Below are 9600 nucleotides of genomic sequence, written 5' to 3' on the forward strand. Positions count from 1 at the left end.
TCGAAATTCATGATGTCCGCGGAGACCAGGCTGTACAGCCACTGGTCCGTCAGGCCGAACAGCAGCCCGAGCACACCGCCGATGATGCCGATGCCTGCCGCCTCGGCCAGGACCATCTGCAATGTGAACCGCCGACTGGATCCCATCGCCCGCATTACGCCAATCTCCCGACGCCGTTCGAGAACCGAAAGCGTCAACGTGTTGAAAAGTGCTACAGCGCCTACCAATACGACAATGATCCATACGGCATTGGCGATGAACATGCTCTGATGCAGCGGCGCCTCCACCCCTGCCAGCGCCGTGCGCCCGTCGTATACATAGGTCGGCGCGGGCACCACGCGGCGGACATCGGCCATCAAGCGGTCCGGATCCACGCCTGGGGCCGCGGCGATCTGGAGTGTGGTCGCCGCGGGGCGGTCGAACCACGCCCGCATTTGATCGAGGTCCATTCCGACGGTGCCGATGACCGTCGAGAAGTACGGCACCAACGCCAGCACAGTCGTTTCCCGCGGGCCGTGTGGCGTCTGCAGCGACAGTCTGTCGCCGACTCGGACATCGAGAATCTTGCCCAGATTCTGCGTGAGCACCACGCCCCGACCGGCGAGCACCTCGTTGCGTACCCGTTCATCGAGTGCGTGGAACAGCGAATCGTTGGTGCCGGCGGAGAATCCGGCCAGCATCACGCGCGTGCCGCCAACCACGGCGAACCCGTTTGCGCCCTCGGTGACGCGCGCCACTCCCGGCACAGCGGCCACCTTTTCGGTAAGTCCCTGCGGAAGCGCATCGGTCGGATAGCTGTCGGGAGGGTTTGCGCTCACCCACACGTCGACATCCGCGACTGACGCGAAAATGCCGCGCGCCGACCGGATCATGTCGTTGTTCGTCCCGGTGATCACGACGGTGGTGACGACCGCGATGAGCACCGTCATCACGGTGGCCCATACTCGCCGCGGCGCACGCTCGATCGTCGCCGCCGCGAGTGCCCCGACCGAGCCGAACATTCGCGCGGTGGCGGCGGTGGCCTTGACGATAGGCATGGTGAGCGCGAAGCCAAGCGCGATCTCGGCGCAGAAAAGCGCCGTCATCGCGACAACGGCCAACGTGCCGCGTTGGCCTAGCGCGAGCACGATCGACACGCCGAACACCGCGACTGCCCCAATCCCACATGCGACCCGCAGCCATCGCGGCACCCGGTCAGCCGCTGAAACCCCGACAGGCGCCAACGCCTCGATCGGTGAAACCTTGTATACTTGCCTCCCGGCCATCGCCGCCGCGGCCATGCTGGTGAGGACCGTCGCGACGATGGCGGCTGGTATCGCGTAGCCGGGCAGCCAATACTCGATTCGGGCTTCGAGCCCTTGGGCTATTGCCGGAGGCAATCGACCAATCGCAATGCGGCCCAGGAGTATTCCGATGCCAGATCCGATCGCTCCGCCGATCAGGCCGAGAACCGCGGCCTCCGCGAGCATGTCGTGAACGATGGTGACGCGTCGTCCGCCGATCGCGCGCAGCATCGAGATGACCGGCCGGCGCTGGGTGATCGCCATGGTCACGGTGGTGTAGATCAGGAAAGCGCCGACCACCAAGGCAACCGCCGCACCCATCAGGGCCATGTAGTTCATCATCTTGACACCGTCACCGGCCCGGGCGGCCCGCATACTTGGGTCCGCGACGATGGCTCGGCCGTCAACGGCGGCGGTGACCGCGTTACGAACTGCGGCGAAATCGGCGTCCGGTTTCGTGGTGATCAGTATCGAGTCGAGCTGCCCTTGTCGCCCGGTAACGTTCTGCGCCAGTGCAAGTGGGGCAAGGACATAGTGTCCGCCGTTCAAATCCGCTTGTTGCTCGCCCTGCAGCACGTCGGTGACTGTGACCCGGCCCGAGCCCAGCCGAAACTGCTCGCCTTTCGCATGACCGGCGGTCGGTCCAACCTGGACACCGTCCGGTGCCGCGGACAGCTCTTCCAACGGTTGTGAAACCGCGTCTCTCAACGCGCCGCCCAACGCGGCAATCCTGTTGTCCGCGCCGAACAACAGGACCGGAGCCGATGCCGTGGGCGCCGACATCCGGATCATCGGTGCCGCGGTCGCGACGCCGGGAACCGCGGCTACATCGGCCGTCACCGAGTCGGGGAATCCCGCGTCGGTGATGCCCGATACCTCTAGCGCGGCGATGCCGGCGATCCCGTCGGACAGCCGGTTGACCGATCCGGTGATCGACCCGAAGATGCCGAATACCGCGACCAGATACATTGCGGACACCGCCATTACGGCGATTGAGGCGATGGTGCGCCGACGATGTACGGCGAGCTCGCGCAGGCTGAACACGCGTAGCCGGCTCGCCGCAGCGGCGAACGCCGACCCGGGTCTCACCCCTGGACCGCCGACATCTCGTCGGACCCGAGCCGACCGTCCTGCAGCGTGATCACCCGATCGGTCGCCGCCGCGGCATCCGAGTTGTGCGTCACCATCACCACCAGCCGCCGGCGGCCCTCCTCGTGCGCCACCTCGGCGAGAAGCGCCAAGATCGAAGCGCCCGTTGCGGAATCGAGGTTCCCGGTTGGTTCGTCAGCCAGGATCAGCGGCGGGTCCATCATCAATGCCCGCGCCACCGCGACCCGCTGCATTTGGCCACCGGACAGTTCCGCCGGTCGGTGCTGGGTGCGGTTACCGAGGCCGACCCGATCCAGCAGCCGGACGGCATCCGGATTGGCCTTGCCCAGTCGCATGCCGTCGAGCAGCCTCGGGACGGCCACGTTCTCCCACGCCGACAGCGTCGGCAGCAGGTTGAAGAACTGAAAGACGAATCCCACGCGATGATGACGAAACTCCGACTGCTGCTCGTCGGACAGGCGGCCGATCTCGTCGCCGTCGAACGTGATCGACCCGGAATCGGGGGAGTCCAGTGCGCCGAGCAGATGCAGTAGCGTGCTCTTGCCGGCCCCCGACGGTCCGACCACCGAAACGAACTGCCCACCAACCAGGCGCAGGCTGATCTCGTCGAGCGCGCGCACTGTTTGACCGCCGACCCTGTACTCGCGCACCACATCACGGAGCTCGATGGTCAGTTCGGGCCGGGGCGTATCGGAGGTATCGACTCGTGCAGCTTACTCCCTGTTACGCGCCCAGCTCCGCGGCGGCGATGCCGAAAACTTCGTCCGCTGCACCGACGGCCACGAAGTGACCGGCTCCCTCGACTGGATGCCATACCGCCCCAGGCATTCGGTCAGCCACCGCCTTGTTGATCGGATCCGGTACCAGTCGATCATCCAAGCCTTGCCACAAGTGGACTGGCCGTTCGATCGTTGCCACGTCGAAAGCCCAACTCCGATAGAGGAGTTCAGCGTCGCGAACCAGCCCGCCGCTGCCTTGAGCGAAAGATTCGGCCATTTCGTCGCCGAAGGCGTTTTCGATCTGCGGTTGCAGCAGAATCTCGCGGTCGTAATCGTTGACGGATTTGCGCAGCTGTTTGACGAAGCTTTTGGGGAAGTGTTTGGCGGTGATCCCAAGGGTCGCGTACATGAGGCGGAAGCCGGGTTTGAAACGCAGTGCGAGGGACCCCCCGAGCGCATCGACCTTCGAAAGCTGATCGGCTGCCCAGTTGTCCCCAAACGTTCCGTAGCTGCCGGGGGCGATGCTGGTGACGTGGCGCAGTCGGGCGGGATCGATGTAGGCGGCCGCCGCAAGTGCCCATGGGCCACCCTCCGACCAGCCTGTCACGCCGAATTCCTGGTATCCCAACGCGTCGGCGATGGTCACCAAGTCGTCGGCCCAGCCAGAGTAGGTGCGGGTCTGTTGGGGACTGGACCGTCCCATGCCGGGTCGATCGACGCAAATGAGCCGTAACCGATTCTTCGATGCTGAGTCCGCGAAGAGGCGGGCCTCGAGCCGGCAACCAGGCCCGCCGTGGTTATGGATAACGAGCGGTCCGTTCGGATCGCCGACTTCGAGATATGTGAGAGTACGGCCGTCTAGGGTCGATACCGATGTCGTTTCTCCGATGCCTGGGTGCATGACTCCATACCCTATCGAGCTGATCTCGGGAATCGGCCGGGCATACGCGGTCGTTAAATTTTGCTAAGATGACGGATCTACTTCGCTAATGTGCCACTATGTGGTGCACCGTACCCGTCATAAACCAGCCGTCAGATACAGATTGGACAGCAATATGAGGTCACAATGTAGTTTGCCTCGCCGTCTCTCAGCCGTTGCCGGGCTCGCCGCCATTGTTGCGATGGGCGGCATCACCGCCGCTTGCGCCGAAGAAGCAGAAGAGGCGCCCGAAACACCGACGACAACCACGACGACGACCACCACGTCTCCCGCGGCTCCGGCCTCGCCGACGGAGAAGGCGCCGCGTATCGACCCCCACCCGCAGAACCCGTTCTCACCGACCGTCTATGCGCCCCCGGCGCCGACGGCCACACCCGGTCATCACTAAGGCCGCGCGTCGACTCTCGGCGCTCACCGCGGCGGCGGCGCTGATCGTCGCATCGGACATCTGCGGCTGCGCGCCGCTGCGTACGGCGGCGATCACCGGACCGTTCGCGTCGCTGCTGGCCAGCTCCAGTGATCTCGGCCCGTCGCGCTCGGGTGACGCGCAACTCACCGTCACGTTGCCGGACTCGAGTCGCCCCGCCGCGCTGATGGGCTGGGCGAGCGCGAGAGAACTATGGGTGCGCTGGCGGCCCGGCGATGCGTGGGCGATCGTCGAGGGCGCCGCCCAGGATCTGGCACGGGCCTTCGAGGTGCCGGTGCACGACTACCGGGGCCCAAAGGGGCAGCTGTTCTATGCGTCGACGCAGCAGCCCTCGGTGCCGTCGGCACTGCACGGTGTTGTCGCCGACCTGGGCCGAATCATGGGCTACACCCCGCACCGCACCAAAGGCCCGGGAATTCTTCCGCTGGACGTGCCGAAAGGGGGGTTGACGCCCCGCGGCTTGTTGGAGGCGTACAACGCGACCCCGCTCGCCGAGGCCGGCTTCACCGGCAAGGGCGCGACCATCGTGTTCTTCGAGTTCGATAGGTACGACCAGAAGGACCTTGACACCTTCGCCGACACATCGGGGTTGCCGAGGTTCACTCCGGTGGTAATCGGGGGGCGACCCGCCGAATCGCACGGCGAAACGGCGATGGATCTCCAAGTGGCACACGCGATTGCGCCGGATGCACGGCTCGTCGTCGTGAACGCGAGATCAACCGTGGAGGGGGACGGGGCCTACGAGAAGATCGGCCGAATGTTCTCCGAGGCCGATCGCCAGTTCCCCGGTGCGGTGTGGAGTCTGTCGATCGGGTGGGGGTGCGAGGCGCTGGTCAACGCCGCCGATCTGGCGCCGGTGGAGTCCGCGCTGGCTGCTGCACAACAACGTGGCACGTCGGCGTTCGATGCCAGCGGGGACACCGCGGGCCTGGAATGCAAGGGCGGCGACGAGTGGTCCGCTCCGCCGGGGCCGGATGACGTGGGGCTGGACACCGTCTCATCGCTGCCCGCGATGACCGCGGTCGGCGGAACCACCCTGTCGACGGGTCCGCGCGGGCAGTGGGTCGCCGAATACCCCTGGGTGGACTCGCCGTTGTCGCAAGGGACAAGCGGCGGAGTTTCGGCCCTGTTCGACCGGCCGGAATGGCAGGACCACTTGGTTGTGAAGCGGGACACCGAGCGGCGCCGCCTATCGCCCGATGTCGCCGCCGTGGCCGATCCGTTCACCGGCGTCAGGTTCATCTTCAATCAGCGCGAGGTGATCGGCGGCGGTACCTCCCAGGCAGCGCCGATTTGGGCCGCATTGACCGTCCTGATGAATCAATACCTGGTGGCGAATAGCGGTCGCCCACTAGGGAACATCAACCCCCTGCTGTATCGAGTCGCGGCCGGGTCGAACCAGCCCGGTTTCCGCGACATGCGCCGTGGCGGCAACGCGGTCGACATGTCGCAGCCCGGCTACGACCTGGTGACCGGGCTCGGCAGCCCGAACACCTACAACCTCGCCCGCAACCTCCTCGATCTCCAGAAGGGGGTGGCACCGCGGTGACCACTGCGGGCGACCGTCCCGCCATGTCCATGGTCAGTTCGCTTTTTCCGCATCTTCCTCATCGTTCGCGCGCACCGTTTCGAGTGGCGCTGGCGATTCTGGTCCTGGTGTTGATCGCGCTCGCCCTGCTGCGGTGGCAGGCGCCGTTGATCACCATCAGCGCGGTCGGCTTCCCGCTGGTGTTTCTGCTGTACCTCTACGAGGCGGACATCCATCGCGACGTGCCGGTCCGTTCCCTCGCACTGACCGCGGTGATGGGTGTCGGACTGGGTGTCGGATGGGCGTTGTGGACCGGCGCGGTCGTCGCCGACCATTACGACGTCGCCTTGGGTGCGAGGGAATCCGACGGGCAGATGCTGCTGATCGGGCTGGCGATCCGGGCAGGTGGCGCCGCCCTCATGCTTCTCCCGGCCGTGGTGATGCGACTAATGCGTCCATCGACCCGTGAATCGTTGGACGGGTTCGTGATTGGAGCACTGAGTGCAGTCAGCTTCACCGCTGCGGCGACGCTGACGCGGTTGGCCCCCCAATTCGCGACAGGGGTCACGGCCGATGACCGACCCGCCAGCGGCCTGCTGGTGCAGGCCGGCATTCATGGCATTGCGGTGCCCCTGACCGCCGCGGCGATGGGCGGCTTGGTGGGGGCGGCGCTGTGGTTCGGCCGGCCGGTGCTGGTTGTGTCGAGTGTGCTTGTGACACTTGCTCTTTACGCCGGATTGGGACTGATCGAAGTCACCCCGGTGCTGCAGGGACTGCACGTCGGGCTGCACCTACTGATCGCGGTGTCCGCCCTGCTGGCCTTGAGGATTGGGCTACAACTGACCTTGTTGCGTGAGGCGCACGACCCAGCGGACCCGAGCGGACCCAGCCGCGCGTCATCGCGCACGTCGCGCAAGGCCGTAGCGCCGGTGCACCACACCACCAACAGCTGGCTGCTCACGAGGTTGGGCGCCGGTGTCGGCGTCGCAGTCGCGGCGGGAGTGACGGCGGCGGTATTGGCCACCCCCGTCGCCCCGCGCTATGTGTGCCCGCCGGATTGCGGGCGTCCGCCGATCGGGACACCGATCGAATCGAACCCGCGCTTCGTCGCCGCCGACGTCGAATTCTCGGTGCAATATCCCGGCCCCGGCACGGCGTATGAGGCGACGCTGAATCCGGACGGGGTAGACCTGCAGTTTGTCGCCGGCGACACCGGCACGATGCAGTTGTTCGGTCTACCTGCCGGCAATCGCACACCGCGGCAGATCGCCGAGGACCTGATCGGCGAGAACTATCCCGACGCCGAGGTCGACTACGAGATCCCCAATGCGCTGGTGGGATACCAACCCGGGTACGGCGTCGTCGCCGACGATTATCCGCAGGATGCCAGCGGCACCTTCACCCGGCTGCGGCTGGTGGTCATGGTTGCGGTCAAGAACGACTATGCGTTGGTCGCCGCAGCGATCGGTCCCTACCACGAATTCAGTCCGGACTTCGGGACCGGGCATCCGTCGGGCGTCAACCTCCAACTCGCAATGGACATGGGGAAATACGTCAACAGCTTCAAGTGGCTACGCGACCAGCCCAGTTGACACGGGTGGCTAACGAAGCCTGCGTCGAGCCCGCGTATTTCACATCGAAAATTTCTTCTGCCGCTGCCCGATACAACTCTTCGTGCTCGTAGCCGGACCGAAGAACCGTACTTAACCAGCGTGGATAGGGCTGGACCGACCCCGGTTGCCGCCCCGGTCCCGCAGGTGACTCATTCCTCGGACCTTTACAGAATTGTGACAATTCGTCGGTTTGCTCGTATGGTGTCTTTCCGTGGGCCGGCACTCGTTAGCCAAAAGCCGACGGAAGTCGCCACTAGGCCTGGCTGCGGTCGCTGCCCCGGCCGCCGTGTTCTTCGCGACCGTTGGAGATGTCCATCCGCTCGCCGCCGGCGGCGATGCCGATCAACGTGCCGACGACGTTGCGCCGCGCTCCGTCGACGACGTTGCGCCGCGCTCCGTCGAGGTCGTCGCGGCGGAACCGCCCGCATCTTCGCCGGCGCCGTCGGGTGTGCAGGTAGTTACGAGTTCCGCTCCCGGCGAGGTGGTGTCGGCATCGAGATGGCGGGTGGTTGAGCGCTTGTTACCTGCTGGGCTCGCTACCGAACAGGGCCTACAGGTCAGAACCATCCTGGCCGCTCGCAGTATCAGCGCGGTGTTCCCCGAGATTCCCGACATCGGCGGCGTTCGACCGGATTCGCTTCCATGGCATCCCCACGGTCTGGCGCTCGACGTGACGATCCCCAACCCCGGTACCGCCGAGGGCATCGCCCTCGGGAACGAGATCGTCGCCTACGTACTCAAGAACGCGGATCGATTCGGGTTGAAAGATGCGATCTGGCGTGGCGTCTACTACACCACAACCGGCGCGCAAGCAGGTGGTTACGGCCACTACGACCACGTCCACATCACCACCACCGGAGGCGGATACCCCACCGGTGAGGAAATCTACGTCCGCTAGGCCCTGCGGCGGTCAGCGCTAATCGTCGTCGTCGTCGTCGTGGTCGCGGTCGTGCCAACGGGGACCGTCGACGTCAACGTCAACCCAGTGGTCTACCCACGGGACGTCGACGCACGCGCTTGCAACTCCCCAGGGTCCCCGCACACACCCGCCCGGGTCGGCTGATGCCGGGGCCGCGCCGATGACAGCGATTACCGGTGGCGCCGCGATTACGCCAAATGCCGCTGCAACCGTCGTGAGCGTCCGAGTCCTCATCTGATCGCACCTCCAGTTCTGGCTCCCCGACCGATACCGACCCGATACCGACCATAGTTCCGAGTGATGTGATGGGCCAGCCGACGGCTGCCCGGGCTTCGACGAAAATGGGTCATTGGCAACGCATTCCGAATATTTCCGGCACGATCGCAGCAGGCACGACGGGCCTATACACAGCGCCCTAGCGAAGCTGACGGGAACACGTGGTTGGCACACGTCAAATTCGATCTGGGCGGGTACTGCCAGTTCGCGGAGCCGATGACGGGATTCCGCAGCTGCTCTTCGATCACACACAAGAATGCAAGAGGGTCACCGTGCCTCGGCCAAGGGGCAGCTACGGTGATGACCGTACGGGCGGTGCAGAACCGACTCGGCGTCAGTCAGCCTGGGGCAACGAATCTCTTGCGGTCGCTGACCACCAAAGGCATCGTCCGTGAAGTCGGCACAGGGCCCGTTCGACATCGCTGGTACGCGGAAGAGATTCTTGAGGTGGTCGACCCACAGTTCACACGTAATCCGAAGTGGACACACAGATCGCTGTTCGGTTACTGAGTCAAACGCTCCGAGAGTTCAGGTTGTGGCCGGGAAAGCAAACCTGTGATGCGGCGTTCGAACTGCACGAGTTTGGCGGGTTGCGTCACCTGCGGACATTGTCGTGTCGAGACGCACCTTCGGGCCACCTGTGCGTCGAACCACTCGGCGGGTCCGTTCACACCGTGTCGGCGGGGGTGCCAGCCTGCCGAGCGAAGCGACGTTCGATAGCGTTTGCGCTGGTAAGCGTGGAGCCGATGACGGGAATCGAACCCGCGTATTCAGCTTGGGAAGCT

Annotated in this window: 7 protein-coding genes; 3 read left to right on the forward strand and 4 right to left on the reverse strand. The window is 65.3% G+C overall.

What is annotated here, in order from left to right:
* From ACRDU5_RS01065 to ACRDU5_RS01075, 3 genes are all read right to left on the reverse strand, one after another.
* On the reverse strand, window positions 1-2372 hold a 2372-nt coding region (locus tag ACRDU5_RS01065; RefSeq protein ID WP_526612369.1), incomplete at its 3' end, for an FtsX-like permease family protein.
* On the reverse strand, window positions 2369-3067 hold the full coding sequence (locus ACRDU5_RS01070) for an ABC transporter ATP-binding protein (RefSeq protein ID WP_526612375.1): 699 nt from the start codon (window positions 3065-3067) through the stop codon (window positions 2369-2371). The genes ACRDU5_RS01065 and ACRDU5_RS01070, both read right to left, overlap by 4 nt.
* A gap of 49 nt (window positions 3068-3116) precedes the next feature.
* Window positions 3117-4013: an alpha/beta fold hydrolase gene (locus ACRDU5_RS01075; protein WP_526612370.1), complete on the reverse strand. Its 897-nt coding sequence runs from the start codon at window positions 4011-4013 to the stop codon at window positions 3117-3119.
* A 386-nt stretch (window positions 4014-4399) separates the two neighbouring features.
* On the opposite strand from ACRDU5_RS01075, the gene ACRDU5_RS01080 reads away from it, so the two are divergent.
* The 3 genes from ACRDU5_RS01080 (at window position 4400) to ACRDU5_RS01090 (ending at window position 8518) form a co-directional block, all read left to right on the forward strand.
* Window positions 4400-6028: a S53 family peptidase gene (locus tag ACRDU5_RS01080; protein WP_526612371.1), complete on the forward strand. Its 1629-nt coding sequence runs from the start codon at window positions 4400-4402 to the stop codon at window positions 6026-6028.
* A gap of 23 nt (window positions 6029-6051) precedes the next feature.
* A complete protein-coding gene (locus ACRDU5_RS01085; RefSeq protein WP_526612372.1) occupies window positions 6052-7599 on the forward strand; it encodes a zinc ribbon domain-containing protein in 1548 nt (515 codons plus the stop codon).
* Between the two features lie 232 nt (window positions 7600-7831).
* A complete protein-coding gene (locus tag ACRDU5_RS01090; RefSeq protein ID WP_526612373.1) occupies window positions 7832-8518 on the forward strand; it encodes a VldE C-terminal domain-containing protein in 687 nt (228 codons plus the stop codon).
* An 18-nt stretch (window positions 8519-8536) separates the two neighbouring features.
* On the opposite strand, the gene ACRDU5_RS01095 is transcribed toward ACRDU5_RS01090, so the two are convergent.
* A complete protein-coding gene (locus ACRDU5_RS01095; protein WP_526612374.1) occupies window positions 8537-8773 on the reverse strand; it encodes a hypothetical protein in 237 nt (78 codons plus the stop codon).
* Window positions 8774-9600: the final 827 nt, after the last annotated feature.

It is taken from the genome of Mycobacterium sp., from assembly GCF_050701515.1.
Lineage (GTDB): Bacteria > Actinomycetota > Actinomycetes > Mycobacteriales > Mycobacteriaceae > Mycobacterium.